24 protein-coding genes and 1 riboswitch are annotated in these 25,307 nt (G+C 72.6%); of the genes, 17 read left to right on the forward strand and 7 right to left on the reverse strand.

The features are described 5' to 3' along the window. Positions 1-2 precede the first annotated feature (2 nt). From ACIA6C_RS31015 to ACIA6C_RS31030, 4 genes are all read left to right on the forward strand, one after another. Positions 3-1,349 (forward strand): pitrilysin family protein, encoded by a 1,347-nt coding sequence (locus ACIA6C_RS31015; RefSeq protein ID WP_361131374.1) that lies wholly within the window; start codon positions 3-5, stop codon positions 1,347-1,349. A 20-nt stretch (positions 1,350-1,369) separates the two neighbouring features. After that, positions 1,370-2,737, forward strand: a complete 1,368-nt coding sequence (locus tag ACIA6C_RS31020; RefSeq protein ID WP_399281005.1) for a M16 family metallopeptidase — start codon at positions 1,370-1,372, stop codon at positions 2,735-2,737. Between the two features lie 199 nt (positions 2,738-2,936). Then, a riboswitch (cyclic di-AMP (ydaO/yuaA leader) is annotated at positions 2,937-3,094 on the forward strand. 12 nt (positions 3,095-3,106) lie between these two features. Continuing rightward, positions 3,107-3,904 (forward strand): M23 family metallopeptidase, encoded by a 798-nt coding sequence (locus ACIA6C_RS31025; protein WP_366078703.1) that lies wholly within the window; start codon positions 3,107-3,109, stop codon positions 3,902-3,904. A gap of 259 nt (positions 3,905-4,163) precedes the next feature. Next, complete coding sequence (locus ACIA6C_RS31030) at positions 4,164-4,838, forward strand: GntR family transcriptional regulator (RefSeq protein WP_399280885.1); 675 nt, start codon at positions 4,164-4,166, stop codon at positions 4,836-4,838. 232 nt (positions 4,839-5,070) lie between these two features. Here ACIA6C_RS31030 and ACIA6C_RS31035 read toward each other — a convergent pair whose 3' ends face one another. Continuing rightward, entirely contained in the window at positions 5,071-5,352 is a 282-nt protein-coding gene (locus ACIA6C_RS31035) for an HPr family phosphocarrier protein (RefSeq protein ID WP_079430157.1), read from the reverse strand. A 184-nt stretch (positions 5,353-5,536) separates the two neighbouring features. On the opposite strand from ACIA6C_RS31035, the gene ACIA6C_RS31040 reads away from it, so the two are divergent. From ACIA6C_RS31040 to ACIA6C_RS31060, 5 genes are all read left to right on the forward strand, one after another. Beyond that, a complete protein-coding gene (locus ACIA6C_RS31040; RefSeq protein WP_399280887.1) occupies positions 5,537-8,380 on the forward strand; it encodes a GNAT family N-acetyltransferase in 2,844 nt (947 codons plus the stop codon). Positions 8,381-8,432: 52 nt separating this feature from the next. Next, complete coding sequence (locus tag ACIA6C_RS31045) at positions 8,433-9,026, forward strand: DUF5998 family protein (protein ID WP_361131386.1); 594 nt, start codon at positions 8,433-8,435, stop codon at positions 9,024-9,026. After that, positions 9,026-10,228, forward strand: coding sequence for a nucleotide pyrophosphatase/phosphodiesterase family protein (locus ACIA6C_RS31050; protein ID WP_361131389.1), 1,203 nt, complete (start codon positions 9,026-9,028; stop codon positions 10,226-10,228). Before ACIA6C_RS31045 ends, ACIA6C_RS31050 begins: the two co-directional genes overlap by 1 nt. 80 nt (positions 10,229-10,308) lie before the next feature. Next, positions 10,309-10,959, forward strand: a complete 651-nt coding sequence (locus ACIA6C_RS31055; RefSeq protein WP_361131392.1) for a thymidine kinase — start codon at positions 10,309-10,311, stop codon at positions 10,957-10,959. Positions 10,960-10,983: 24 nt separating this feature from the next. Further along, positions 10,984-11,781 carry a hypothetical protein gene (locus ACIA6C_RS31060; RefSeq protein ID WP_399280890.1) on the forward strand — a complete coding sequence of 266 codons (798 nt, stop codon included), beginning with the start codon at positions 10,984-10,986 and terminating at the stop codon, positions 11,779-11,781. 12 nt (positions 11,782-11,793) lie between these two features. On the opposite strand, the gene ACIA6C_RS31065 is transcribed toward ACIA6C_RS31060, so the two are convergent. Further along, on the reverse strand, positions 11,794-12,168 hold the full coding sequence (locus tag ACIA6C_RS31065; protein ID WP_366078684.1) for a hypothetical protein: 375 nt from the start codon (positions 12,166-12,168) through the stop codon (positions 11,794-11,796). Positions 12,169-12,266: 98 nt separating this feature from the next. Between ACIA6C_RS31065 and sigJ the strand changes: the two genes are divergently transcribed. Then, on the forward strand, positions 12,267-13,184 hold the full coding sequence (gene sigJ, locus ACIA6C_RS31070; protein WP_399280892.1) for an RNA polymerase sigma factor SigJ: 918 nt from the start codon (positions 12,267-12,269) through the stop codon (positions 13,182-13,184). A 22-nt stretch (positions 13,185-13,206) separates the two neighbouring features. Here the strand turns inward: sigJ and ACIA6C_RS31075 are convergent, their stop codons facing one another. Beyond that, a complete protein-coding gene (locus ACIA6C_RS31075; protein ID WP_399280894.1) occupies positions 13,207-14,010 on the reverse strand; it encodes a VOC family protein in 804 nt (267 codons plus the stop codon). A gap of 205 nt (positions 14,011-14,215) precedes the next feature. On the opposite strand from ACIA6C_RS31075, the gene ACIA6C_RS31080 reads away from it, so the two are divergent. Beyond that, complete coding sequence (locus ACIA6C_RS31080) at positions 14,216-15,061, forward strand: sulfurtransferase (protein ID WP_399280896.1); 846 nt, start codon at positions 14,216-14,218, stop codon at positions 15,059-15,061. Positions 15,062-15,138: 77 nt separating this feature from the next. Here the strand turns inward: ACIA6C_RS31080 and sepH are convergent, their stop codons facing one another. Beyond that, a complete protein-coding gene (gene sepH / locus ACIA6C_RS31085) occupies positions 15,139-16,149 on the reverse strand; it encodes a septation protein SepH (RefSeq protein ID WP_361131409.1) in 1,011 nt (336 codons plus the stop codon). Between the two features lie 531 nt (positions 16,150-16,680). Between sepH and ACIA6C_RS31090 the strand changes: the two genes are divergently transcribed. Continuing rightward, positions 16,681-17,445, forward strand: a complete 765-nt coding sequence (locus tag ACIA6C_RS31090; RefSeq protein ID WP_399280898.1) for a hypothetical protein — start codon at positions 16,681-16,683, stop codon at positions 17,443-17,445. A gap of 7 nt (positions 17,446-17,452) precedes the next feature. Here the strand turns inward: ACIA6C_RS31090 and ACIA6C_RS31095 are convergent, their stop codons facing one another. Both ACIA6C_RS31095 and ACIA6C_RS31100 read right to left on the reverse strand, forming a co-directional pair. After that, positions 17,453-18,799: a D-arabinono-1,4-lactone oxidase gene (locus ACIA6C_RS31095; protein ID WP_399280900.1), complete on the reverse strand. Its 1,347-nt coding sequence runs from the start codon at positions 18,797-18,799 to the stop codon at positions 17,453-17,455. Next, the gene (locus tag ACIA6C_RS31100; RefSeq protein ID WP_399280902.1) at positions 18,732-20,003 is read right to left on the reverse strand and encodes an MFS transporter; all 1,272 of its coding nucleotides are present in this window, start codon (positions 20,001-20,003) and stop codon (positions 18,732-18,734) included. Before ACIA6C_RS31100 ends, ACIA6C_RS31095 begins: the two co-directional genes overlap by 68 nt. 166 nt (positions 20,004-20,169) lie before the next feature. Between ACIA6C_RS31100 and ACIA6C_RS31105 the strand changes: the two genes are divergently transcribed. Both ACIA6C_RS31105 and ACIA6C_RS31110 read left to right on the forward strand, forming a co-directional pair. Continuing rightward, positions 20,170-21,309 carry a ferrochelatase gene (locus tag ACIA6C_RS31105; protein ID WP_399280904.1) on the forward strand — a complete coding sequence of 380 codons (1,140 nt, stop codon included), beginning with the start codon at positions 20,170-20,172 and terminating at the stop codon, positions 21,307-21,309. 15 nt (positions 21,310-21,324) lie between these two features. Continuing rightward, positions 21,325-22,143 (forward strand): inositol monophosphatase family protein, encoded by an 819-nt coding sequence (locus tag ACIA6C_RS31110; RefSeq protein ID WP_399280906.1) that lies wholly within the window; start codon positions 21,325-21,327, stop codon positions 22,141-22,143. Positions 22,144-22,290: 147 nt separating this feature from the next. Here ACIA6C_RS31110 and ACIA6C_RS31115 read toward each other — a convergent pair whose 3' ends face one another. Beyond that, positions 22,291-22,458, reverse strand: a complete 168-nt coding sequence (locus ACIA6C_RS31115) for a hypothetical protein (RefSeq protein WP_361131427.1) — start codon at positions 22,456-22,458, stop codon at positions 22,291-22,293. 261 nt (positions 22,459-22,719) lie between these two features. On the opposite strand from ACIA6C_RS31115, the gene ACIA6C_RS31120 reads away from it, so the two are divergent. The 3 genes from ACIA6C_RS31120 (at position 22,720) to ACIA6C_RS31130 (ending at position 25,302) form a co-directional block, all read left to right on the forward strand. Beyond that, positions 22,720-23,373, forward strand: coding sequence for a response regulator transcription factor (locus ACIA6C_RS31120; protein ID WP_030036265.1), 654 nt, complete (start codon positions 22,720-22,722; stop codon positions 23,371-23,373). A 4-nt stretch (positions 23,374-23,377) separates the two neighbouring features. Next, the gene (locus ACIA6C_RS31125; RefSeq protein ID WP_399280909.1) at positions 23,378-24,622 is read left to right on the forward strand and encodes a sensor histidine kinase; all 1,245 of its coding nucleotides are present in this window, start codon (positions 23,378-23,380) and stop codon (positions 24,620-24,622) included. Between the two features lie 383 nt (positions 24,623-25,005). Then, positions 25,006-25,302, forward strand: a complete 297-nt coding sequence (locus tag ACIA6C_RS31130) for a DUF4193 domain-containing protein (RefSeq protein ID WP_136212598.1) — start codon at positions 25,006-25,008, stop codon at positions 25,300-25,302. Positions 25,303-25,307 lie beyond the last annotated feature (5 nt).

Below are 25,307 nucleotides of genomic sequence, written 5' to 3' on the forward strand. Positions count from 1 at the left end.
CCATGGGTCACACGGCCACAGCTCAGGCCGGCTCCGGCGGCCTGACAGCGACCGAGCACCGGCTGGCCAACGGCCTGCGCGTGGTGCTTTCCGAGGATCACCTGACTCCGGTCGCCGCCGTCTGCCTCTGGTACGACGTCGGCTCCCGCCACGAAGTCAAGGGGCGGACCGGTCTGGCTCACCTCTTCGAGCACCTGATGTTCCAGGGCTCGGCGAGCGTACCGGGCAACGGGCACTTCGAGCTCGTCCAGGGCGCCGGCGGTTCGCTCAACGGCACCACCAGCTTCGAGCGCACCAACTACTTCGAGACGATGCCCGCCCACCAGCTGGAGCTCGCGCTGTGGCTGGAGGCGGACCGCATGGGCTCGCTGCTGGCCGCCCTGGACGACGAGTCCATGGAGAACCAGCGCGACGTCGTCAAGAACGAGCGCCGCCAGCGGTACGACAACGTCCCGTACGGCACGGCGTTCGAGAAGCTGACCGCCCTCGCCTACCCGGAGGGCCACCCGTACCACCACACGCCGATCGGCTCCATGGCCGACCTGGACGCCGCGTCCCTGGAGGACGCCCGTACGTTCTTCCGTACGTACTACGCGCCCAACAACGCCGTCCTGTCGGTGGTCGGCGACATCGACCCGCAGCAGACGCTCGCCTGGATCGAGAAGTACTTCGGGACCATCCCCGCGCACGACGGCAAGCAGCCTCCGCGCGACGGCTCGCTGCCCGAGGTCATGGGCGGCCAGCTCCGCGAGGAGATCGTCGAGGAGGTCCCGGCCCGCGCGCTGATGGCCGCCTACCGGCTTCCGCACGACGGCACCCGCGAGTGCGACGCCGCCGACGTGGCGCTGACCATCCTGGGCGGCGGAGAGTCCTCCCGCCTCCACAACCGCCTGGTCCGGCGCGACCAGAGCGCCGTCGCGGCCGGCTTCGGCCTGCTGCGGCTCGCAGGGGCGCCCTCCCTGGGCTGGCTGGACGTGAAGACCTCCAGCGGGGTCGAGGTGCCCGCCATCGAGGCGGCGGTCGACGAGGAACTCGCGCGGTTCGCCGCCGAGGGTCCGACGGCCGAGGAGATGGAGCGCGCGCAGGCGCAGCTGGAGCGCGAGTGGCTGGACCGGCTGAGCACGGTGGCCGGGCGCGCCGACGAACTGTGCCGCTACGCGGTGCTGTTCGGCGACCCGCAGCTCGCCCTGACCGCCGTCCAGCGCGTCCTCGACGTCACCGCCGAGGAAGTGCAGGCCGTGGCCGCGGCCCGGCTGCGCCCCGACAACCGCGCGGTGCTCGTGTACGAGCCGCTCTCTGCGGAGTCCGACGAGACCGACGAGACCGAGAACGAAGGGGCGGAGCAGTGAGCGACACCGCAGCCGTCACGATGACCCTCCACCCGCAGCCGCAGGCCGGCGAGGCCAAGCCCTGGGCCTTCCCGGCCCCCGAGCGCGGCTCGCTGCCCAACGGCCTGACCGTGCTGCGGTGCCACCGCCCCGGCCAGCAGGTGATCGCCGTCGAGATCAACCTCGCCGCCCCGCTGGACGCGGAGCCCGAGGGCCTGGACGGCGTGGCCACCATCATGGCCCGCGCCCTGTCGGAGGGCACCGACAAGCACTCCGCCGAGGAGTTCGCCGCCGAGCTGGAGCGCTGCGGCGCCACGCTCGACGCGCACGCCGACCACCCGGGCGTCCGGGTCTCCCTGGAGGTCCCGGCCTCCCGCCTCGCCAAGGCCCTCGGCCTGGTCGCCGAGGCGCTGCGCGCCCCCGCCTTCGCCGACGGCGAGGTCGACCGGCTGGTGCGCAACCGGCTCGACGAGATCCCGCACGAGCTGGCCAACCCGCAGCGCCGCGCCGCGAAGGAGCTCTCCAAGGAGCTCTTCCCGGGCACCCTGCGGATGTCCCGGCCCCGCCAGGGCACCGAGGAGACGGTGGCCCGGATCGACTCCGCAGCCGTACGCGCCTTCTACGAGGCCCACGTGCGCCCCTCCACCGCCACCGCGGTGGTCGTCGGAGACCTGACCGGCATCGACCTCGACGCGGTCCTCGCGGACACCCTGGGCGGCTGGACCGGCGGCAGCGCCGAGCCGCTGCCCGTGCCCCCGGTGACCGCCGACGACACCGGCCGCGTGGTCATCGTGGACCGGCCCGGCGCGGTCCAGACGCAGCTGCTCATCGGCCGCATCGGCCCCGACCGGCACGACCGTGTCTGGGCGGCCCAGGTGCTCGGCACGTACTGCCTGGGCGGAACCCTCACCTCCCGCCTGGACAAGGTGCTGCGCGAGGAGAAGGGGTACACCTACGGCGTGCGCGCCTTCGCCCAGGTGCTGCGTTCGACCGCCGACGGCAAGGGCGCCTCGATGCTCGCCATCAGCGGCTCGGTGGACACGCCCAACACCGGCCCGGCGCTGGACGACCTCTGGACGGTGCTGCGCACCCTCGCGGAGGGCGGCCTGACCGACGCCGAACGGGACGTCGCGGTACAGAACCTGGTGGGCGTGGCCCCGCTGAAGTTCGAGACGGCGGCCTCGATCGCGGGCACCCTGGCCGACCAGGTCGAGCAGGAGCTGCCGGACGACTACCAGGCGCGGTTGTACGCGCAGCTCGCCGCGACGGGCACGGTGGAGGCCACTTCGGCGGCCGTCGCCGCGTTCCCGGTGGACCGGCTGGTCACGGTCCTGGTCGGGGACGCGGCGCAGATCGAGGAGCCGGTCCGGGCCCTCGGGATCGGCGAGGTCACCGTCGTCACCAACTGACGGGAGCGGGCACCTGATTGGTGAACGGGACTCCGGCGGCTTGTCCGCCGGAGTCCCTTTTTGTCTGTTTGGTGGTGTGGTTGATCGTATGTGGTGTGGCGTAGGTAACAAAAGCGCGTGTCTGTTTGGAGATTGACTGATGATCCGCCTAGCGTCGGCCGTGCTGTCCGTCAGTTGTGCCCGCCGCACCCGCGGCACCGGACAGCGATCGCCGAGTCCCCGTCAGGCGCGAGCCTGGGGAGCCGGGGACCCACATGCGTCCCTGGGGTGAATCGGACACCTCGCAAGAGGGGCCCGTAGGAGACCTTCCTGCTCCGAACCCGTCAGCTAACCCGGTAGGCGAGAGGGAAGGAAAGGATCAAACCCTTCATGGCGTTTGGCAGTCGTGCCGCCGGTAAGCACCGTGGTTCCAGTCGTCTGAGCCGCAAGACCGCCGGTTACGCCGGCATAGCCGCCCTCGCCACCACCGGCGTCGTCGGCACCCTCGCCGGCCCCGCGTTCGCCGCGGACAAGGCGGCGGCCCCCTCGATCGAGGACACCGGTCTCGGCGCCGTGGTCGTCGCCGAGGACCTCCAGAACGAGATCCAGACCCAGGCCGAGTCCCAGAACCGCGCCGCCGAGGCCGCCGCGGCCAAGGCGCAGGCCGAAGCCGAGGCCAAGACCCGCGCCGCCGAGGCCAAGCGCCTCGCGGAGGCCAAGGCCAAGGCCGAGCGTGACGCCGCCGAGCGGGCGGCCCGCGAGGAGGAACGCAAGCGCCTCAACACCTTCGTGGCCCCGGTCGACGGCTCGTACGTCAGCACGCAGTACAAGGCGGGCGGCGGCATGTGGTCCTCCGGCAGCCACACGGGCATCGACTTCCACGCCGCCTCCGGCACCACCGTCCACGCCGTGGGCGCGGGCACCGTCGTAGAGGCCGGCTGGGGTGGCGCGTACGGCAACAACGTGGTCATCAGGCACAACGACGGCACCTACACCCAGTACGGGCACATGTCCTCGCTGAGCGTCTCCGTCGGCGAGCAGGTCACCCCGGGCCAGCAGATCGGCCTGTCCGGCTCCACGGGCAACTCCAGCGGCCCGCACCTGCACTTCGAGGCCCGTACCGGCGCAACGTACGGCACGGACATCGATCCGGTGGCGTACCTGCGCTCGCACGGCGTCAGCGTCTGACCGCACCCGCTCCGCTGCGTCCGAGGCCCCGGCTCACCGAGCCGGGGCCTCGCGCGTATCCCCATCGCCCGACGCCGCCTCCGGTCGCCCGCCTCCCGCCACGCTTCTCCGCCCGCCCGCCCGCCGGCCCGTCCGCACTCGGCAAATGTTTCGTATTTCCGGCCGTTCTCGGAAATCGTCGTGTGTTGCAATAGAGTCGCAGTACGGTCATGGTGGCAACGCCGGTAACCGGCAGTCGGAATGAGAGCGGAGTCCGGTCTTGCGTATTCCTGCGCACGCGGTATGCGCCGCAATTCGTGACGACATCGTCTCGGGCGTCTTCGAACCGGGCGGCAGGCTGACCGAGGAGGTCCTCGCCCGCCGATACGGAGTCTCGCGCGTCCCCGTCCGCGAGGCGCTGCGCACCCTGGAGGCCGAGGGCTTCGTCACCACCCGCCGGCACGCGGGGGCCTGCGTCGCCGAGCCCACCGCGCAGGAGGCGGCGGACCTGCTGGAGCTACGGGCGCTCCTGGAGCCGCTCGCCGCCGCGAGGGCCGCCCGCCGGCGCACCGAGGGCCACCTCAAGGTGCTGCGCGGTCTGGTCCGGCTGGGCCGGGAGCGGGCCGGGAACGGGCGGGGAGAGGACCTGCGCGCCCTGGGCGGCTGGTTCCACGAGACGCTGGCGCAGGCCTCGGCCAGCCCCGGGCTGATCTCCGTGCTGACCCAGACCCGGCACAAGATCGCCTGGATGTACGTGGTGCGGCCGCCGGCCCGGCCGGCCGACTCCTGGGCCGAGCACGGCGCCATCGTGGACGCGGTGGCGCGGGGCGACGCCGAGCGCGCCCGGACGCTGACCGGGCTGCACGTGGAACGCGCGGCCGGATCCCACCGGCTGCGGGATTCCCGGGTGAGGACTTCGCAACCTGCCGTAAACATGGCGAGCGGCCGTCATTAACAGAAGCCGTATACAAAGGCATCCGGTCCCTTTTCGGCGCCCCGTTCGTGTGGAGTCGGAATTCTGCTGCACGGTGACGTGAATGCGCGGCCGGCCGGATGATTTCGTCGTCCGGAATAAGGGCCGCGTGCGCGGTCGAAATCATGGCCGGAAAACAGCGCAGCCGCGGCTCCCGGTGGTCCGGGGCCGCGGCTGCGCCGCGTGCAGTCGACCCGAAGGGCCGGGGACGGGATCAGACCGTCTCCGGGAGCTCCTCGAGGCCCTCGGCGACGAGCTTCGCCAGGCGGTCCAGAGCGGCCTCGGCACCCTCGGCCTCGGACGCGAGGACGATCTCCTCGCCGCCCTGGGCGCCCAGGCCCAGGACCGCCAGCATGGAAGCGGCGTTGACGGGGTCGCCGCCCGCCTTCGCGATGGTCACCGGGACGCCGGAAGCGGTCGTCGCACGGACGAAGATCGAGGCGGGACGAGCGTGCAGGCCCTCGGCCCAGCCGACGTTGACGCGGCGCTCTGCCATGGTGATGCCCTTCAGGTTCTTACGGTTGTCTAGACCAGTCTCTCACGACACCCGGAATGCTCGGACCGACCTTCGGCCTGGATCCTCCGCCGTTCGACCTTCCCCAGCTTGCACCGGTTCGCCCCGATGTGCCGCATGCGCCGCGCACGCGCCGACCGGGGGATGCGCCCCTTAGGGTGTGCTCATGACCACCGAGTCGGACCTCTCGTACCCGGCCCACTGGGAAGCGGACGTCGTCCTGCGCGACGGCGGCACCGCCCGGATCCGGCCCATCACCACCGATGACGCGGGACGGCTGGTCAGCTTCTACGAACAGGTCTCCGACGAGTCGAAGTACTACCGCTTCTTCGCGCCGTACCCCCGGCTCTCCGACCGCGACGTGCGCCGCTTCACGCACCACGACTACGTGGACCGGGTCGGCCTCGCCGCGACCATCGGCGGAGAGTTCATCGCCACCGTCCGCTACGACCGGATCGGCCCCGACGGCCGGCCCGCGTCCGCCCCCGCCGACGAGGCCGAGGTCGCCTTCCTGGTCCAGGACGCCCACCAGGGCCGCGGAGTGGCCTCCGCGCTCCTCGAACACATCGGCGCGGTGGCCCGCGAGCGGGGCATCCGGCGGTTCGCCGCCGAAGTGCTGCCCGCCAACAGCAAGATGATCAAGGTGTTCACGGACGCCGGCTACCAGCAGAAGCGCAGCTTCGAAGACGGTTCCGTCCACCTCACCCTCGACCTCGAACCCACCGCCGAGTCGCTCGCCGTGCAGCGCGCCCGTGAACAGCGCGCCGAAGCCCGCTCCGTCCAGCGGCTGCTGGCCCCCGGCTCGGTGGCGGTGATCGGAGTCAGCCGCTCCGGCGCGGGCGTCGGGGCCGCGGTCCTGCGCAACCTGCGGGACGCCGGTTTCCACGGGCACCTCTACGCGGTCAACGAGGCCGCCGACACCGACCTGCTGGACGGCGTACGGGCCTACCGCTCCCTCGCCGGCATCGCGGCCCCGGTCGACCTCGCGGTGATCGCCGTCCCGGCGCATCGGGTGCCGGACGCGGTCACGGCGTGCGGGGAGCACGGCGTACAGGGACTGGTGGTGCTGTCGGCCGGATACGGGGAGAGCGGGCCGGCCGGACAGGAGCGCCAGCGCGACCTGCTGCGGCAGGTCCGGTCCTACGGGATGCGGCTGATCGGGCCGAACGCCTTCGGGGTGATCAACACCGCGCCCGAGACGGAACTGAACGCCTCGCTGGCCCCGGCGCCGGCCACGGAGCGGGGCCGGATCGGCCTGTTCACCCAGTCCGGCGCGATCGGGATCGCCCTGCTGTCCGGGCTGCTGCGGCGGGGCGCGGGGCTGTCCTCGTTCGTCTCGGCGGGCAACCGCGCGGACGTCTCGGGCAACGACATCCTCCAGTACTGGTACGACGACGACGCCACCGATGTGGCGCTGATGTACCTCGAAACCCTGGGCAACCCGCGCAAGTTCACCCGCCTCGCCCGGCGGACGGCAGCGGTCAAGCCGGTGGTCGTGGCCCGCGGCGGGCGGCACACCCCGGCCGGGCACGTCGTACCCGGGACCCGGCTGCCCGACGCGACGGTCTCGGCGCTGCTGCGGCAGGCGGGCGTCATCCGGGTCGACACCGTCACCGAACTGGTCGACGTCGGCCTGCTGCTGGCCGGGCAGCCGCTGCCGGCCGGGCCGAGGGTGGCGATCCTCGGCAACTCCGAGTCGCTGGGGGTGCTCACGTACGACGCCTGCCTGACGGAGGGGCTGCGGCCGCTGGCGCCGCTGGACCTGACCACGGCCGCCTCGCCGGAGGACTTCCGGGCGGCCCTGGCCGTCGCGCTGGCCTCGCCGGACAACGACGCGGTGGTGGTGACGGCGATCCCGTGGGTGCGGGAGCAGGAGCTGGCCGGCGATCTGGCGGGGGCGCTGCGGGAGGCGGTGGCGGCGGGCCCGGGCAAGCCGGTGGCGGTGGTCCACGTGGAACTGGGCGCCCTGGCCGAAGCCCTCTCGCCGGGCCGCGCCCAACCGGCGGCCCCCTCGCCCCGGACACCTCTGACGCCTCGGACACCCCAGACGCCGGAGGGCCCGGAGTCGGCGCCGACCGCGGACCCGGCGGCCGCGTCGTCCGCCGTCCCGCCCGCCGCCGACGGGGTGCAGGCGGGCATCCCCGCGTATCCCGCGGCCGAGCGCGCCGTCAGGGCCATCGCCGAGGCCGTGCGCTACGCACAGTGGCGACGGGCCAACGCGGACGCCGGCCAGGTCCCCGAGTTCGAGGACATCGACGAGGCCGGAGCCGCCGCCCAGCTCGCCGCCCTCCTCGCGGGCGTCTCCCACGACGCCGTCCTCACCCTCTCCGAGGCCGACGCCCGCACCCTCCTCGCCCGCTACGGGATCCTCCTGCACACCACCCTCCCCGCGCCGAGCGCCGACGCCGCCGCCCGGGCCGCCCGGGTGCTGGGCTACCCCGTAGCCCTCAAGACCACCGCCCCGCACCTGCGCCACCGCGCGGACCTCGGCGGCGTACGCCTCGACCTCACCACCGAGGCCGAACTGCGCCGCAGCTACGAGGAACTCACCGAACTCCTCGGCAAGCCCCAGGAGCTGCTCCCGGTCGTCCAGGCGATGGTGCCCCGCGGCGTCGACACCGTCGTGCGCTGCGTCATCGACCCCGCCGCCGGAGCCGTCCTCTCCTTCGGGCTCGCCGGCGTCGCCTCCGAACTGCTCGGCGACACCTCGCACCGGCTCGTCCCGGCCACCGACCGTGACGCCGCCGGCCTGATCCGCTCCATCCGCGCCGCGCCCCTCCTCTTCGGCTGGCGCGGCAGCGACCCCGTCGACACCCCGGCCCTCGAAGAGCTCCTGCTGCGGGTGTCCCGGCTGGTCGACGACCACCCGGAGGTGGCCGGCGTGTCCCTGGAGCCGGTCGTGGTCGCCACCGAGGGGCTCTCGGTGCTGAGCGCCACCGTCCGCGTGGCCCGTCCCCCCGCCCGCGGCGACCTCGGACCGCGCACCCTGCCCAGCTACCCCGGCTACTAGACGGGGTCCCGGCGCGGTCCAGGTCGCCCGGACGGGCCTTAGGATGGACCCCATGGCGAAATCCGGTACGACGACCCAGGGGCTGCGCGCGGCGATCGAGCGCAGCGGCTACTACCCGGCCCTCGTGGCCGAGGCCGTGGAGGCCGCGGTGGGCGGCGAGCCGATCTCGTCGTACCTGGTGCACCAGGAGACGACCTTCGACTCCAACGAGGTGCGCCGCCACGTCACCGTCCTCGTGCTCACCCACAACCGCTTCATCGTGAGCCACACCGACGAGCAGGCGGCCGACGCCGGGTCCCCGTCCCCGTACGCGACCACCTCCACCGAATCGGTCAAGCTCAGCAGCATCTCCTCGGTGGTGCTCAGCCGCGTCGTCGCGAACCCGGAGTCCTACACCCCCGGCACCCTGCCCCGCGAGGTCGTGCTGACCATCGGCTGGGGCGCCGTCTCGCGCATCGACCTGGAGCCCGCTGCCTGCGGCGACCCGAACTGCGACTCCGACCACGGCTACACCGGCAACTCCACCGCCGACGACCTCAGCCTGCGCGTCAGCGAGGCGGGTGACGGCCCCGAGACCGTCCGCCAGACCCTCGTCTTCGCACAGGCGCTGTCCGAGGCGACCGCGGCCACGGCCGCCGCCCGCTGATGTCCTACTCCGCACCGCCGAACTGGGACGAGCCGGAGCTGCTGGACGTCGCCGGCGCCCCGGTACCGCAGTACGGCGCCGGCTCCCTCGCCGACCTCCTGCCGACCCTCGCGGCCGGCCAGGGCGTCCCCGGCCTCACCGCCGGGATCGCCGAGCTGACCCCGGCCGACCGCAACTGCGTCTTCCTGGTCGACGGCATGGGCTGGGAGCAGATCAAGGCTCACCCGCAGGAGGCCCCGTACCTGGCCTCCCTCCTCACCGGCTCGCGCGGCGGCACCGGCCTCCCGATCACCGCCGGGTTCCCGGCGACCACCGCCACCTCGCTGGCCTCCGTCGGCACCGGCCTGCCTCCGGCCCGGCACGGCCTGCCCGGCTACGCCGTACGCAACCCGGCCTCCGGCGAACTGATGAACCAGCTCCGCTGGCAGCCATGGACCCAGCCGAAGGCCTGGCAGCCGTACCCGACCGTCTTCCAGCTCGCGGACGCGGCCGGGGTGCACACCGCGCAGGTGTCCGCGCCCGCGTTCCAGTCCACCCCGCTCACCAAGATCGCCCTCAGCGGCGGCACCTTCCACGGCCGGATGACCGGGGAGGAGCGGATGGACCTCGCGGCGATCCAGCTCGCCGCCGGTGAGCGCTCGCTCGTGTACACGTACTACAGCGAACTCGACGGCGCGGGCCACCGGCACGGCGTGGACTCCGACGCCTGGCGCGGCCAACTCATGTACGTCGACCGGCTCGTGCAGCGGCTCGCCGAACAACTGCCGCCGCGCACCGCGCTGTACGTGACCTCCGACCACGGCATGGTGGACGTCCCCTTCGACGAGGACTCCCGGATCGACTTCGACGACGACTGGGAGCTGGGCGCCGGCGTGGCCCTCCTCGGGGGCGAGGGCCGGGCGCGGCACGTGTACGCGGTGCCGGGCGCCGAGGCCGACGTACTGACCGTCTGGCGCGAGGTGCTCGGCGACCGCTTCTGGGTCGCGAGCCGCGAAGAGGCCCTGGAACTGGGCTGGTTCGGACCTCCGGGGGAGTGCGACGAGCGCGTGCTCGGCCGGATCGGCGACGTGATCGCCGCCGCCCACGCCGATGTCGCGATCACCGCGAGCCGCAACGAGCCGAACGAGTCCGCGCTCGTCGGCATGCACGGCTCCATGACGGCGGCGGAGCAACTGGTCCCCCTCCTCGAAGTCCGCACCTGACCCGGCGACACCGCCCCGCCCCGCCCCCTCGCCCAGACCAGATCAGACCAGACCACGACCCGAAAGGTCCCGTACTCCCCATGCCCGAGCTGGTGTTCTTCTCCGGAACCATGGACTGCGGAAAGAGCACGCTGGCTCTGCAAATCACCCACAACCGCTCGGCGCGCGGCCTGGTGGGCGTGATCTTCACGCGGGACGACCGGGCCGGGCAGGGCAAGCTCTCCTCGCGCCTCGGGCTCGTCACCGAGGCGGTCGAGGCGGGGGAGGGCATGGACCTGTACGCGTACCTCGTGGACCAGCTCTCCAAGGGCGGCAAGGCCGACTACGTGATCGTGGACGAGGCCCAGTTCCTGGCCCCCGACCAGATCGACCAGCTCGCCCGTATCGTCGACGATCTCGACATGGACGTCTTCGCGTTCGGCATCACCACGGATTTCCGCACCAAGCTCTTCCCCGGCTCCCAGCGCCTGATCGAGCTCGCCGACCGGATAGAACAGCTGCAGGTCGAGGCCCTGTGCTGGTGCGGGGCCCGCGCCACCCACAACGCCCGGACGGTGGGCGGCGAGATGGTGGTCGAGGGCGCCCAGGTCGTGGTCGGCGACGTGAACCGCCCGGCGGAGGAGATCGGCTACGAGGTCCTGTGCCGCCGTCACCACCGCCGGCGCATGACCTCCGCCGCGGCCAACGCCGGCGCCCTGTCCCCGGACGTCCTCCCGGTCAACTCCGCCTGAACTGACGGCCCGTCCTATCATGCGGTGATCATCATCGTCATGGGGGCCGGAGAGTTGAGCATCTACACGGACAGACCGGGGGCGGGGCCGCGCAATCGGGACAGGAACGGGTGCGTCACCTTCCTGTTGCTCCCGTTCGTGCTGGCGGCGCGGATCTACCGGCCGGGGCGGCCGGACCGGATCGTCGACGAGTCCATCGAGCGGGCCCAGATCGCCCGAACCGCGATCGGCATCGCGGCCACCTGCTGGCTGCTCTTCGCCTACCCGCTGCGCGAGTCGGCCGGGTCGATCCTCAACGACAAGGTCGGCGAAGTCGTCATCAGTGCGGCCCTGTTGCTGGTGCTGGGCCCGATCGCCCTCGCCGTCTTCGTGATGAGCGCCAGGCCGCCGGGCCCCGCGTTCTACCGCGGGCGTCTGCGCGGGCCGCTGACCGCCCTGGGCACCCTCTTCGGTACGGCGCTGCTGCTGTGGCTCGCCGTGAGCCGGGGGACGGCCGGCTCCATGAACCTGATGGGCTTCGGGTCCGGGCTGCTGGCGCTGTTCCTGCTGCCGTTCGGCATGGCCTCCGCGGTGCTCTGCGTCCACCACGCCTTCCGCACCGGCGATGTCCACGAGGTGCTGCCCCCGCTGATCACGCCGGTGCTGGTGTGGGCGATGTTCGTACTGCAGCTGTTCGACGACGTGCCGGTGCTCGCGCCGTTGCCCGTGCGGATCCTCTTCCTCATCGGGCCGCCCGTCTCGGTGACCGCGTTGTCGGTCTGGGAACTGCGCCGGCTGCGGACGAGGTACGGGATCACCCTGCGCCTCGCCCTCGGTCGCTGAGACTCCCGGACCTCAGCGCCGGGCCAGTGCCAGGACGCTCAGACCGAACATCAGGACGCCCAGGGGGAGGTGGACCGACGGGACGTGCGCGATGCCGAGCACGACCTGCACGGAGGCGAGTACGAGGAATCCCGACGCGTGCCAGACGGGGCGCGACGGGCCGCCGCCCGGCTTCCACGCCAGCACCGCCGCGAGCACGTACAGCATCGACGCCCCGTACATCACGCGTGCGCCGACACCGTGGACCGTCTCCCCGTAGGACGTGGTCAGCAGCAGTCCCGCGGAGACCGCCTGGAGGAAGATCGTCAGGGTCTGCAGGGCGATCGCTATCCGCAGGAACGAGGCGCCGCGCCGCGCGCTCGCCGTCGCCGTCACCTGAGTGGCCATGTCAGCCCCTTTTCCGCCCTCGGGCAGTAGATCGATAAGGTCTCACCAGCCCGACGAGACAGGGCTGCGAAAGGTAAGGCGAGGGGGCGGACGCAAGGATGGGGACGGTCGGGACCGGCGCGGACGGGATAGCCGGGGAGCGGCGCCAACTGATCAACGTGGCCTACCGGTTGCTCGGTTCGGCGACGGAGGCCGAGGACGCCGTACAGGACGCCTACACGCGCTGGTACGGGCTGCCGCGGAGCCGGCAGGAGGAGATCCTGTCCCCGGGCGCCTGGCTGACGACGGTGACCGGCCGCATCTGCCTGGACCTGCTCGGCTCGGCGCGGGCCCGCCGCGAACGCTACGTCGGCGCGTGGCTGCCCGAGCCGCTGCCCGACCGCACCGAGTGGGACCGCACGGGCGCAGCCGACGCCACCGGCCCCGCGGACCCCGCCGACCAGATCGTCCTGGACGAGTCGGTGACCATGGCCTTCCTCGTCGTCCTGGAGTCGATGACGCCCGCCGAGCGGGTCGGGTTCGTGCTGCACGACGTCTTCCGGTACCCGTTCGCCGAGATCGCCGACGTCCTCGGCCGCACCCCCGCGGCCTGCAAGCAGCTGGCTGCCTCCGCCCGGCGGCGGGTGGGGGCCGCGGCGGCTCCGGTGGCGACGGCCGGCCGCGGCGACGTGGTGAGGCACGTCAAGGAGGCGTGGGAGACCAAGGACATAGAAGCCCTGGTCGGTCTCCTCAACCCGGCCGCCGTGATGACCGCCGACGGCGGCGGGATGGCCGGCGCCGCCCTGCGCCCGGTCGAAGGCGGCGCGCGCATCGCCCAGTACATGGTCGCGATCGCCGACAAGGCTCCCGGACTCGAACTCCTGGAGCGGTCGGTCAACGGCGTGCCGGGCCTGGTGGCCCAGCGCGCCGGTGTCGTGATGACCGTCGCCTCGTTCGAGGTCCGCGACGGGCGCGTCACCCGCATCTGGGCGGTCCGCAACCCGCAGAAGCTGCGCCCGTGGGGGCGGGAGGGCTAGGCGAGGTACCGAAAGAGGCGGCCTAGGAGCCCTGAGAGGGCTGCGGCCAGGACCGTACGAGGGTGAACACCGCGCCCTCCGGGTCCGCGACCGTCGCCACCCGGCCGCTGAGCCGGTCACGCGGAGGCTGGATGACGCGTCCGCCGAGTTCCGTGACCCGGGCGGCGGCCGCGTCGGGGTCCGTCACCTCGAAGTACGTCATCCAGTGCGAGCCCCGGTCGTGCGGCAGGGCGCGGCCCACGCCGTGCACGGCGGCGACCGGACGGCCCTGGAGGCTCAGGACGAGGTAGTCGAAGTCCGCCGAGGCGTCGGGGTGTTCCCGGGCCTCGTGGCCGAAGACGTGCTCGTAGAACTTGCCGACGGTCGAGGTGTCCTGGGTCAGCAGCTCGTTCCAGACCGGCGTCCCCGGGTGCCCGTGGAGTCCGCCGCCGAGGTGGGCGCCGGCCTGCCAGATCCCGAAGATCGCCCCGAGCGGGTCGGAGCAGATGGCGAGCCGGCCCGCGTTGCCCGCGTCCAGCGGGCCCACCGCGACCGTCCCGCCGCACGCGCGGATCGACTCGGCCGTGCAGTCGGCGTCATCCGTGGCGAAGTACGTCGTCCAGGCGACCGGCAGGTGCCGGTCCGGCGGCATCTCGCCGATGCCCGCCACCTCCTGGCCGTCGAGGAAGGCACGGACGTACGGGCCGAACGGGACGGGACCCGGGACGTACTCCCAGCCGAAGAGGTCGGCGTAGAAGTCCTCGGTGGTGCCGAGGCCGTGGACCATCAGGCTCACCCAGCAGGGTGCGCCGGGCGGGCGCCTGGTCGTTTCCGGTGCCTCGCTCATGTCAGCCGTCTCCTCCGTCGTAGCCCTGCCCCCGTGTCGCGCTCCGATGCTTCCACTTCGCGGGCTCCGGCGCGGCTCGACCGGGCCGGACGGGTCGCGGGTGGGCGAGAGATGGCCGGATCGGTGCGGCGCGTTGCGGTGCGCTGCGGCGCGTTGATGTCCGGCTTGTTACGTGGGGTCGGGCCGGGGGGAGGAAGATGGGCCCATGACTGCGATTATCTCGGCTCCCGAACTGATGGTCGAGCTGACCGGAACCACCGCGCCCGTGCTCCTGGACGTGCGCTGGCAGCTGGGCGGCCCCGATCAGCGGCCCGCGTACGAGGCGGGGCACCTGCCGGGTGCGGTGTACGTGGACCTCGACCGCGAACTGGCCGGTCCCGTCAGCGGGACGGGGCTGGGCGGCCGCCACCCGCTGCCCGACCCGGAGGACTTCGGGGCGGTGATGCGGCGGGCCGGGGTCTCGTCGGGCACCCCGGTGGTCGTCTACGACGGGGGGCTGGGGTGGGCCGCGGCCCGGGCCTGGTGGCTGTTGCGCTGGACGGGGCACGGGCGGGTACGGGTGCTCGACGGGGGCCTGCCCGCCTGGACGGCGGCCGGAGGGGAACTGACGACCGAGGAACCGTCCCCGAGGGAGGGCGATTTCAAGCCGAACCCGGGAGCGATGGAGGTGCTGGACGCGGACGGGGCGGCCGCACTGGCCCGGTCCGGGATCCTGCTGGACGCGCGGGCGGGGGAGCGGTACCGGGGCGAGGTCGAACCGATCGACCGGGTCGGCGGCCACGTGCCGGGGGCGGTGTCGGCGCCGACCACGCAGAACGTGGGGCCGGACGGGCGTTTCCTCGCGGCGCCGGCGCTGCGGGAGCGGTTCGGGGCGCTGGGCGCCGCGGCGGGGGCGGCGGTCGGCGTGTACTGCGGGTCGGGGGTGTCCGGGGCGCACGAGGTGCTGGCGCTGGAGGTGGCGGGGATCCCGGCGGCCCTGTACGCGGGCAGCTGGTCGGACTGGTCCTCGGACCCGGGGCGCCCGGTCGCGACCGGTGGCTCCGCCGGCTGAGCGGTGCGGGGGCCGGGGCGGGCGTGCGGGGGCCGCGCGGAACGGCCCGGGTACGCCTTATGCGTTCCGGGCCCCCGTCACTCCTGCTTCTTGCGGCGGGTGCCGAAGACGATCTCGTCCCAGCTCGGGACCGCCGCGCGGCGGCCCGGGCGGACGCCGTCGGCTTCCGCCTGGCGGTCGGTGGTGCCGGTGAGGCGTTCACGGTGGCCAGCCACGGTGCGGGGCATCAGGACGTCGGCGTACGCGCTGCCGGCGCCCGCCGAGGCGGCCGGGGGCTCCTCCGCCTCCGGTTCCTCCGCCGGGTCGTCGGGCCGTTCCGGGACCACCATGTCGCCCCGGAAGCTCGGGACCGCCTCCAGCAGGCTGGTCAGCGTGTCCCGTTCCTCCTCCGGCTCCGGTGCCGGAGCGGCGCTCCGCTCCGGCTGGCGGTCGAGCGTGCGGTCCAGCGGCCGGTCGCGCGGCAGCCGCGCGATGCGGGGTACGAACGGGAAGCTCGGCTCCGGCGTCGCCGGCAGGTCGTCGGACTCGCCGATCAGGGAGCGGGCTTCGTCGTCCACGGCCACGACCAGCCGGCGCGGCGGGTCGTACGACCAGCTGGCGGAATGCGGTTCGCCGGCGACCCGGTAGACCAGCAGGACTTCCCAGGTGCCGTCGTCGCGGCGCCACGAATCCCACTGCACGGACTCCTTGTCGGCCCCGCGCAGCGTCAGCCGCTCCTGCACCGCCTCGCCGAGCTGCGGCCCGGTGTTCTCGCCGGGACGGCGCACCGGCGTCTTGCGGGCCCGCTCGGCCATGAACGCGCGCTCCGCGAGGACCGGGCCCTCGAAGCGGCGTACCCGGTCGACGGGGATGCCCGCGAGTTGGGCGACCTCCTCAGCGGAGGCACCGGCCCGTATGCGGGCCTGGATGTCCCGGGGGCGGAGGTGGCTCTCCACCTCGATCTCGATCTGGTTCAGGCGCGCGCGGTCGTTGCGCACGGCAGCCCGCAGACGCTCGTCGATCGGAAGCGTGTACTCCGTGCTGTCGGCAGCTTTGAGCACCAGTCGTGTGCCGTCATTGGAGACGGCCACGACACGCAGTTCGGGCATGGGGACCTCCCGGGTGGTGCCTGCCGACGTCACGTGCGTCGCTGCTTCCGCTAGTCGAGTGTGGCCTGCCCGGGTGCAGCCTGCCACAACCTTGCCGAGTTAAACCGGCGTGTCGGGCATGCGCCCTTGATCGCCGTTATGGCACGGTTACCTGTTGGGCACGCACAGTGACCGAACGATTACTGTGCGCATCAGAAACCCGTGCAACACCGCGGCATCGCCGGTCTTGAGTGCCGTTTCTCCATCGTCGGCCCCCTCTCCCGGGTCCGGACATCCGAAAGGAAGGACGGCCCCAGGGCTCGCCACAGTACTCCATTCGGGCCACCTGGGTGGACCGCCGCGCCGCCGAAGTTGTCCCGGGCGGCGGGAGTTGGCCTGCCCTGAACCGGGGTCCGGGCGTGGCCCACCTGCGCAGCGGTCCGTTTTCTGGTGTCTTGCTTCACAGAATCCGCAGAAACGGAACTATCCCTTTCGTCCGGGTGTCTGTAACGACCGGAAGAAGAGAGGCGCGAGAGGCAGGGCAGACACGGGATGGCACACGACGGCACCGCACCGGAGAAGAAGAAGCTCGATCTGAGCGTCGCTCAGATCGCCGGCTCCTCCCTCGCCACCGTCGCGGCGGCACTGCTCGCGTCGAAGCTGGGTGTGTACGGGACCATCCTGGGCGCCGGGGTCGTGAGCGTGGTCGCCACCGCGGGCGGCCCCGTCATCCAGCACGTGTTCCGCAGCACCGGCGACCGCCTGCGCATCGGCGACCGCCCCCGTACCGGCGACCGCCTGCGCACGGGTGACCGCCTCCGTACCGGCGACCGCCTGCGCACGGGCGTCCGGCCCGAGGCCGGCCCGCCGCGGCCCCCGGCGGCGGGGGAGTTCGGCGGGGCCACCGTCCACGGCACCCGCGTACGAGGCTGGAAGCGCACGGCGCTGGCATCGGGGGCCGCCTTCGCGCTGGCCGTCGGCGGGCTCGGCGTCTACGAGGCCGCGGCCGGCACCTCGGTCAGCGACGGCGGCGGCACCCTCCTCTCCGGCGGCACCCGCAAGGCCGCCGACCACCGGCAGTCCCCTCCCGAGCGCGAGGACGGCAAGGACGGCAAGGGCGGGGCCTCCCCGGACCCCGGGCGCTCCCGCGGCGGCCGGAACCCGGAGCCCGACCCGGCCCCCTCCCGCCCCGCGGACCGGACGCCGACGCCGACCCCGAGCCCGCCGGAACCGGACCCCGTGCCCACCCCGAAGCCCACGCCCACCCCGTCCTCGTCGCCCACCCCGGCACCCGTACCGACGCCGAGCTCCTCCTGAGCCGCCGTCAGGCGCCCAGGACCCGCCTCAGGTAGTCGTTGCCGAACAGCCGGTCCGGGTCCATCCGGTCGCGCAGGGCGGTGAACTCGCCGAAGCGCGGGTAGACACCGGCGAAGTACTCGGCGTCCCGGGTGTGCACCTTGCCCCAGTGCGGCCGCCCCTCGTGCGCGGTGAAGATCCGCTCGGCCGCCGTGAAGTAGGCCTGGTACGGCGTGCCCTTGTACATGTGCACCGCGATGTACGCCGTCTCGCGCCCCGAGGCCGTCGAGAGGGTGATGTCGTCCGCCGGAGCCGTCCGCACCTCCACGGGGAAGCTGATCCGCAGGTCGGAGCGGTCGACCATCGCCTTGAGTTCCCGCAGGACCCCGACGGCGTGCTCGCGCGGAAGGGCGTACTCCATCTCCACGAAACGCACCCGGCGCGGGCTGGTGAACACCTTGTACGGGATGTCGGTGTAGGTCCGCGCGGACAGGGCGCGGCTCGCGACGCGGGCGATGGAGGGGATGGCCGCCGGAACGGCGCGGCCCAGCGAGTTGACCGCCTGGAAGAGGCCGTTGGACAGCAGCTCGTCCTCGACCCACGCGCTGACCGCTCCGGGCGGGGCGGCCGGGCCCTGGCTGCGGTTGTTCCGCTTGGTGTTGCAGTTGCCGGTGTGCGGGAACCAGTAGAACTCGAAGTGCTCGTTCTCCGCCACGTGCTCGTCGAACTCGGCCGTCACCCGGTCGAAGCCCATCGGCTCCTCACGGGCGGTCAGGAAGAAGAGCGGTTCGACCGCGAAGGTCACCGAGGTGACGATGCCGAGCGCGCCGATGCCGATCCGTGCCGCCGCGAAGACCTCGGGGTTCTCCTTCTCGGAGCATGACAGCAGCCTGCCGTCCGCGGTGACCAGCTCCAGGGCGCGGATCTGCGCGGCGATGGAGGCCGAGTCGCGGCCGGTGCCGTGGGTGCCGGTGCTGATCGCGCCCGCGACCGTCTGTTCCATGATGTCGCCCATGTTCGTGAGCGACAGGCCTTCCCGGGCGAGGGCCGCGTTCAGGTCCTTGAGCACCGTGCCCGCCGCCACCGTGACGGTGCCGGCGGTCCGGTCGACCGCCGTGATGCCCCGCAGCGCCTGGGGGCGGATGAGCACCCCGTCGGTCACGGCGGCCGCGGTGAAGGAGTGGCCGGTGCCGACGGCCTTCACCCGCAGTCCGTCCCCGGCGGCCCCGCGGACCGCCTCCTGGAGCTCCCCGACCGAGGCCGGGGTCACCACCCGGGCGGGCGTCGCGCTGACGTTCCCCGCCCAGTTACGCCACCCGGTCGGCGTCCCCGCCGCCCCGGCCCGCCCGTTCCGCCCTGCTGTCGCCGTCCCCATCGGTAGCTGGCTCCTCCCCTTGCGCCGGCCTCGTCAGCCGGCGGTAACCCGCGAACGCCACCGCGGCCGCGGCCGCACCCGCCGATATGGAGACGACGTACCCGCTCTTGGCGCCGGCCGCGTCGATGACCAGGCCGGCCACGGAGGAGCCGACCGCGACACCGACCGCGAGGCCGGTGCTGATCCAGGTCATGCCCTCGGTCAGCTTCGCGCGTGGTACGTGCGCCTCGATCAGGGCCATCGTGGTGATCATCGTGGGAGCGATGGCGAGGCCCGAGACGAAGAGCGCCACGGCCAGAAACGGCAAGTTCCCGGCCAGTAGGAGGGGGATCATACTCACGGCCATCGCACAGATGCCCAGTACCCATCGACGTTCGGCCGTTCCCTTGAGGTGCAGCAGGCCGAAGACGATCCCGGCGAGGCAGGAGCCGAGGGCCCACACGGCGAGGATCACGCTCGCGAGTGGTTTGTGGCCGCGCTCGTCGGCGAAGGCGAGCGTGGCGACGTCGATCGAGCCGAAGATCGCCCCGGTCGCCACGAACGTGGCCACGAGCACCTGGAGTCCGGGGGAGCGCAGGGCCGAGGACCGGTTCCCGCGCCCGTCGTGCGGGTGCGGCTCCGGTTCCGTGGCGCGCTGCGCCGTCAGCCACCACACGCCCACCAGCAGGCACAGGGCGGCCACCAGCGACCCGGCCTCCGGGAACCAGGTCGTGGACAGGGAGATGGCGACGATCGGCCCGAAGATGAAACAGACCTCGTCCACCACGGATTCGAAGGAGTACGCGGTGTGCAGGCTCGGGGTGTCCCGGTAGATCGCCGTCCAGCGGGCGCGGACCATCGAGCCGACGCTCGGCACGCATCCCGCGAGGACGGAGAAGACGAAGAGGGTCCAGTCGGGCCAGCCGTTCGCCGCGGCGACCAGCAACCCGGCCACCGACGCGACGGCGAAGAGGGTCGCGGGGCGCAGCACCCGCCGCTGCCCGTGGCGGTCGACCAGCTTGGAGATCTGGGGGCCGACTGCCGCGGCGGAGAGGGCAAGGGTGCCGGTGAGCGCGCTCGCCAGCCCGTAGCGGCCGGTGATCTCCGAGATCATGGTCAGGATGCCGACGCCCACCATGGAGAGCGGCATGCGGCCGATGAAGCCGGCGGCGCTGAACCCCTTGGTGCCGGGGGCGGCGAAGATCGCGCGGTAGGGACTGGGCACGGGCCCTCCGTAAGGATGTCAAAGGCCTGAACAGGTTACGACCGCCGACAAGGCACCCGCATGGCGAGAAAACGGACTCAGTAAGGGTGACCTTACTTGCGTGGTGCGCCGTGTCGGCTCCCGGGTCCGTTTCCCGCCGCAGCCGCCTGGTGGCAGGATTCGAGGCATGTCCGACCAGCTCCGCGCCCCCGACGCCGGCCCCTACGACGCCCTGCTCCTGCTCTCCTTCGGCGGCCCCGAGGGCCCCGAGGACGTCGTGCCGTTCCTGGAGAACGTCACGCGCGGACGCGGCATCCCGCGCGAGCGGCTCAAGGAAGTCGGGCAGCACTACTTCCGCTTCGGCGGCGTCAGCCCCATCAACGGCCAGAACCGCGAGCTCCTGGACGCCCTGCGCAAGGACTTCGCCGAGCACGGCCTCGACCTGCCCGTGTACTGGGGCAACCGGAACTGGGCCCCCTACCTCACCGACGTACTGCGGGAGATGGCCGCCGACGGGCGCCGCCGCATCGCGGTGCTCGCCACCAGCGCGTACGCCTCGTACTCCGGCTGCCGCCAGTACCGGGAGAACCTCGCCGACGCGCTCGCCACCCTCGCCGAGGAGGGCGTGGCCGAGCTGCCGAAGGTGGACAAGCTGCGGCACTACTTCAACCACCCGGGCTTCGTGCAGCCGATGGTCGAGGGCGTACTCGACTCTTTGGCCGCCCTGCCGCAGGGCGTGCGCGCCGGCGCGCACCTGGCCTTCACCACCCACTCCATCCCGACCGCGGCCGCCGACTCCTCCGGCCCCGCCCCGGAGCACGGTGACGGGGGCGCGTACGTCAGGCAGCACCTGGAGGTCGCCGGGCTGATCGCGGAAGCGGTGCGCGCCGAGACGGGCACCGAACTGCCCTGGGAGCTCGTCTACCAGTCGCGCAGCGGCGCCCCGCACATCCCCTGGCTGGAGCCCGACATCTGCGACCACCTGGAGGCCCTGCACGAGGCGGGCGCCCCGGCGGTGGTGATGGTGCCGATCGGTTTCGTCTCGGACCACATGGAGGTCCTGTACGACCTCGACACCGAGGCGACGGCGAAGGCCGCCGAACTGGGCCTGCCCGTGGCCCGGTCGGCGACGGTCGGCGCCGACCCGCGGTTCGCGGCGGCGGTACGGGACCTCGTGCTGGAGCGGGCCGCCGCCGAACGCGGCGAAGCGGTGGAGCGGTGCGCGCTGGGGTCGCTCGGCCCCAGCCACGACCTCTGCGCGGTGGGCTGCTGTCCCGCGCGGGCACCCCGGCCGGCGGCCGCGGGCGCTGACAGTCCGTACGCGTAGGGAGTGGGACGAAGCATGGGTACCGACGAACACGACCCGGCCGCGCTGAGGGCCGAACTGCTGGCCGTGGGCCGCGAAGCCGCCCGGAGGGCGGGCGAGCTGCTGCGGGACGGGCGGCCGGCGGACCTGGCGGTGGCGGCGACCAAGTCCAGTCCGATCGACGTGGTGACCGAGATGGACATCGCGGCGGAGAAGCTGATCACGGGCATCCTCGCGGAGCGCCGGCCGCAGGACGGGCTGCTCGGCGAGGAGGGCGCCGACAGCCCCGGGACGAGCGGTGTGCGGTGGGTCGTGGACCCGCTGGACGGCACCGTGAACTACTTGTACGGGCTGCCCAGCTGGAGCGTGTCGATCGCCGCCGAGTACCGCGGCGAGACGGTGGTCGGCGTGGTGGCGGCGCCGATGCGCGGGGAGACGTACCACGCGGTGCTCGGCGAAGGGGCCTGGCTGGGGGACGTACGGCTGCGGTGCCGCGCCGCCGCGCCGCTGGACCAGGCGCTGGTGGCGACCGGGTTCGCCTACCTCCAGGGCCGCAAGGAGCAGCAGGCGGAGGTGGTCCGGCGGATCCTGCCGCGGGTGCGGGACATCCGCCGCGCCGGGTCGGCGGCCCTGGACCTCTGCGACGTCGCCGCCGGGCGGCTCGACGGGTACTACGAGCGGGGGCTGAACCCCTGGGACCTCGCCGCGGGCGCGCTCATCGCCCGGGAGGCGGGCGCCGTGACGGGCGGCCGGCCGGGCGGGCCGGCCTCGGGGGAGCTGGCGCTGGCCGCCACCCCGGCCGTGTTCGCCTCGCTGCAGCCGCTGCTGGAGGAAGCCGGGGCCTGGCACGACTGACCGCGCGCAGCCGCCGGCATGGGCGGACCCCGGCCGCCGTGGGGCGGCCGGGGTCCGAGAAGAAGTGCCGGGGGTCAAGAGGTGTCGGTCAGGCGCCTTGCGTCAGGCGGCTCCCGGCGAGGCAGCTGTCGGTGAGGCGGCTCTCGGTCAGGCGGCGGTGACCGGAACGCCGTGCTCGGCCGCGAGGCGGTGGAGGTCTTCCAGCTCCGCCTGTTCCACATCCGCGAGGTAGTCGTCGCCCGTCTCACGGGCCTTGCTGAGGTCCGACTGCGTGGCCCTGATGCGCTGCAGGAGACCCGCGGTGAATGCGTCCATGGTGGGTGCGCCCCCTCTTCGTGGGTCGCGGCGGTGCTGCCCGTGGCAGTCCGCCGTCAGGAGTGGATGGGGTGTTCCATCGTCCTCCCCGGCACCCTGGGCGCAGAAACCTCGTGAGCCCACCGAATCATCGCCTCCGTCCGCACGGAACCGGCCCCGGCGGGCGGCGCATGGCGCCTTACAGCCGGTTTACCGCCGAAACGGGCAGGATGGGCGACGCAATACACGTGTGCCCTTCTGGGCTCGAAGGAAGGAAACGACGTGCGCGTACTCGTCGTCGAGGACGAGCAGCTGCTCGCCGATGCGGTGGCCACCGGCCTGCGCCGGGAGGCCATGGCCGTGGACGTCGTGTACGACGGCGCCGCGGCCCTCGAGCGCGTCGGAGTGAACGACTACGACGTGGTCGTACTCGACCGGGACCTCCCGCTGGTGCACGGGGACGACGTCTGCCGCAAGATCGTGGAGCTCGGCATGCCCACGCGCGTGCTGATGCTGACCGCCTCCGGGGACGTCAGCGACCGGGTCGAGGGGCTGGAGCTCGGGGCGGACGACTACCTGCCCAAGCCGTTCGCCTTCACCGAGCTGACCGCCCGCGTGCGCGCCCTGGGCCGGCGTACGACGGTCGCCCTGCCGCCCGTGCTGGAGCGCGCCGGGATCAAACTGGACCCGAACCGGCGCGAGGTCTTCCGCGAGGGCCGTGAGGTGCAGCTGGCGCCGAAGGAGTTCGCGGTGCTGGAGGTCCTGATGCGCAGCGAGGGGACCGTGGTCTCCGCCGAGCAGCTGCTGGAGAAGGCCTGGGACGAGAACACCGACCCGTTCACGAACGTGGTGCGGGTGACGGTCATGACCTTGCGCCGCAAGCTCGGAGAGCCGCCCGTCATCGTGACCGTGCCGGGTTCCGGATACCGGATCTGACGCCATGGCAGCGACTCCGGCGCCACCAGCGGCACCCCCGAAACCGACCTGGGACCCCGGCCAGCCCGAGGGTCCCTTCCCGTGGCTGCGGCCGACCATCCGCATACGCCTCACCCTGCTCTACGGCGGGATGTTCCTGATCGCGGGCATCCTGCTGCTGTCGATCATCTATCTGCTGGCGGCGCAGGCCCTGCGGGAGGGCAACGCCCTGCCCTTCAAGATCGTCGGCGGCACGAAGATCGAGGTCACCAGCACGACCTGCTCCGGCGTGGGCGCAGACATGTCGTTCGACCAGTTCTACTCGGCGATCAGCCAGTGCATCTTCGACCAGCGCCGGCACGCCCTGGACGACCTGCTGAGCCGCTCGCTGATGGCCCTGCTGGGTCTGAGCATCATCGCCTTCGCCTTCGGCTACGCGATGGCGGGCCGGGTCCTCTCGCCGCTGGGCAAGATCACGCGTACCGCCCGCCGGGTGGTGGGCACCGACCTGACCCGGCGGATCGAGCTGGACGGGCCGGACGACGAGCTCAAGGAGCTCGCCGACACCTTCGACGAGATGCTCGACCGGCTGGAGCGGGCCTTCACGGCCCAGCAGAGGTTCGTCGCGAACGCCTCGCACGAGCTGCGCACACCGCTCGCGATCAACCGGACGCTGCTGGAGGTCCACCTCTCCGACCCCGGGGCACCGGTGGAGCTGCAGCAGCTCGGCAAGACGCTCCTGGCCACCAACGAGCGCAGCGAGCAGCTGGTCGAGGGGCTGCTGCTGCTGGCCCGCAGCGAGAACCAGATCGTCGAGCGCAAGCCCGTGGACCTGGCCGAGGTCGCCTCCCGCGCCATCGACCAGGCGCGGGCGGAGGCCGCGGCGAAGGGCGTGGAGATCCGCGGAGAGCGCTCGCTCGCCGTCGTCGAGGGAAACGGCGTGCTGCTGGAGCGGATCGCCTTGAACCTGGTGCAGAACGCCGTCCGCTACAACGTGCCGGAGAGCGGCTGGGTGGAGGTCACGACCGAGGTCCAGCACGGCCAGGCGGTGCTGCTCGTATCGAACACGGGTCCCGTGGTTCCCGCGTACGAGGTGGACAACCTCTTCGAGCCGTTCAGGCGGCTGCGTACGGAGCGAACGGGCAGCGACAAGGGTGTGGGGCTCGGTCTGTCCATCGCGCGCTCCGTGGCGCGCGCACACGGCGGCCGCATCCAGGCGACGCCCCGGGAGGGCGGTGGCCTCGTGATGCGTGTCACGTTGCCCCTGTGACCAGGACGCGCCCGCGTTCGCTATCGGCTGAATTCCCGGCTCAACGGTCAGATCGCCACTGTGTGATCGATCACATGAGCGGGTGTCCGGCCGTGCGCGTTCCGTGACCCCAGGGCGGCCGGAAAGCCCGGGAAGTCCGGGTTTCCGGCCCCCCAAATGGCGGGAAATACACGGGGTGGCGTTTGTGCAAGGCGGCCTCCGGACCGTGTACGGTCCCGGTCGTCATCCCAGCCACAAGCTCCTTCGGGGGTCCGGCTGGGTGTCGATTGAGTAACAGACCTTGATGTGAGGCAAAATCTCCGCCTCAGGTCGGGCACAAGTCCGGCCTCTCGCGCGTTACGTGCGCTGAGACACCGCTAAATCCCAGAGGGGGAGAGCGAACCATGGCAACGGACTACGACACTCCGCGCAAGACCGACGACGACGTAGACAACGACAGCATCGAAGAGCTGAAGGCTCGACGCAACGAGAAGTCCCACTCGAACGTGGACGTGGACGACTTCGACGCGGCGGAGGGCATGGAGCTTCCCGGTGCCGACCTCTCCAACGAGGAGCTGGCCGTCCGGGTCCTGCCCAAGCAGGCCGACGAGTTCACCTGCATGAGCTGCTTCCTGGTGCACCACCGCAGCCAGCTGGCGCGCGAGAAGAACGGCCAGCCGATCTGTCGCGACTGCGACTGAGAGGC

Source organism: Streptomyces sp. NPDC051578, from assembly GCF_044454045.1.
Taxonomy (GTDB): Bacteria; Actinomycetota; Actinomycetes; order Streptomycetales; family Streptomycetaceae; genus Streptomyces.

Excerpts from the sequence above, each read along its gene's own strand:
- ACIA6C_RS31015 (WP_361131374.1), top strand. The coding sequence starts at position 3 with ATGGGTCACACGGCCACAGCTCAGGCCGGCTCCGGCGGCCTGACAGCG.
- ACIA6C_RS31020 (WP_399281005.1), top strand. The coding sequence starts at position 1,370 with ATGACCCTCCACCCGCAGCCGCAGGCCGGCGAGGCCAAGCCCTGGGCC.
- ACIA6C_RS31025 (WP_366078703.1), top strand. The coding sequence starts at position 3,107 with ATGGCGTTTGGCAGTCGTGCCGCCGGTAAGCACCGTGGTTCCAGTCGT.
- ACIA6C_RS31035 (WP_079430157.1), bottom strand. The coding sequence starts at position 5,352 with ATGGCAGAGCGCCGCGTCAACGTCGGCTGGGCCGAGGGCCTGCACGCT.
- ACIA6C_RS31040 (WP_399280887.1), top strand. The coding sequence starts at position 5,537 with ATGACCACCGAGTCGGACCTCTCGTACCCGGCCCACTGGGAAGCGGAC.
- ACIA6C_RS31045 (WP_361131386.1), top strand. The coding sequence starts at position 8,433 with ATGGCGAAATCCGGTACGACGACCCAGGGGCTGCGCGCGGCGATCGAG.
- ACIA6C_RS31050 (WP_361131389.1), top strand. The coding sequence starts at position 9,026 with ATGTCCTACTCCGCACCGCCGAACTGGGACGAGCCGGAGCTGCTGGAC.
- ACIA6C_RS31055 (WP_361131392.1), top strand. The coding sequence starts at position 10,309 with ATGCCCGAGCTGGTGTTCTTCTCCGGAACCATGGACTGCGGAAAGAGC.
- ACIA6C_RS31065 (WP_366078684.1), bottom strand. The coding sequence starts at position 12,168 with ATGGCCACTCAGGTGACGGCGACGGCGAGCGCGCGGCGCGGCGCCTCG.
- sigJ (WP_399280892.1), top strand. The coding sequence starts at position 12,267 with ATGGGGACGGTCGGGACCGGCGCGGACGGGATAGCCGGGGAGCGGCGC.
- ACIA6C_RS31075 (WP_399280894.1), bottom strand. The coding sequence starts at position 14,010 with ATGAGCGAGGCACCGGAAACGACCAGGCGCCCGCCCGGCGCACCCTGC.
- ACIA6C_RS31080 (WP_399280896.1), top strand. The coding sequence starts at position 14,216 with ATGACTGCGATTATCTCGGCTCCCGAACTGATGGTCGAGCTGACCGGA.
- sepH (WP_361131409.1), bottom strand. The coding sequence starts at position 16,149 with ATGCCCGAACTGCGTGTCGTGGCCGTCTCCAATGACGGCACACGACTG.
- ACIA6C_RS31090 (WP_399280898.1), top strand. The coding sequence starts at position 16,681 with ATGGCACACGACGGCACCGCACCGGAGAAGAAGAAGCTCGATCTGAGC.
- ACIA6C_RS31095 (WP_399280900.1), bottom strand. The coding sequence starts at position 18,799 with ATGGGGACGGCGACAGCAGGGCGGAACGGGCGGGCCGGGGCGGCGGGG.
- ACIA6C_RS31105 (WP_399280904.1), top strand. The coding sequence starts at position 20,170 with ATGTCCGACCAGCTCCGCGCCCCCGACGCCGGCCCCTACGACGCCCTG.
- ACIA6C_RS31110 (WP_399280906.1), top strand. The coding sequence starts at position 21,325 with ATGGGTACCGACGAACACGACCCGGCCGCGCTGAGGGCCGAACTGCTG.
- ACIA6C_RS31115 (WP_361131427.1), bottom strand. The coding sequence starts at position 22,458 with ATGGACGCATTCACCGCGGGTCTCCTGCAGCGCATCAGGGCCACGCAG.
- ACIA6C_RS31125 (WP_399280909.1), top strand. The coding sequence starts at position 23,378 with ATGGCAGCGACTCCGGCGCCACCAGCGGCACCCCCGAAACCGACCTGG.
- ACIA6C_RS31130 (WP_136212598.1), top strand. The coding sequence starts at position 25,006 with ATGGCAACGGACTACGACACTCCGCGCAAGACCGACGACGACGTAGAC.